The organism is Fructilactobacillus sp. X3R5C2, assembly GCF_059901175.1.
Genome location: NZ_JBWXVC010000033.1, coordinates 1 through 259, shown reverse-complemented (window position 1 = coordinate 259; position 259 = coordinate 1). Strand labels below are relative to the sequence as shown.

The 259-nt window shown below is 49.8% G+C and carries 1 protein-coding gene; it reads right to left on the bottom strand.

Annotated elements, in window-relative coordinates; all coding sequences use genetic code 11:
• A partial coding sequence (locus tag AC6UD4_RS07320; protein ID WP_500709651.1) for an enoyl-CoA hydratase/isomerase family protein occupies positions 1-259 on the bottom strand: 259 nt, incomplete at both ends.

Sequence of the window (259 nt, the reverse complement as noted above, 5' to 3'; positions counted from 1 at the left end):
GAATACCGTAGCCGCATCACTGCCTGCTGAAGAGAATGAACCATCAGATTGATGTCATCCCATTCTTCTTCCTGTGCGGCTAACAGCAGCATCATTATATTTGCCCCGGCGGAAAAATTACCGCCCTGATTCCCTACAACCAGACCGATGAAGTTGCGCTCGACTTCGTCCAGGGCGTAATTCATCATCTGGACGGTATCCGCTCCCAGTGAATTCATCTTTGAATGAAACTCGAGGCAGGCAACACCGTCTCCTAGAT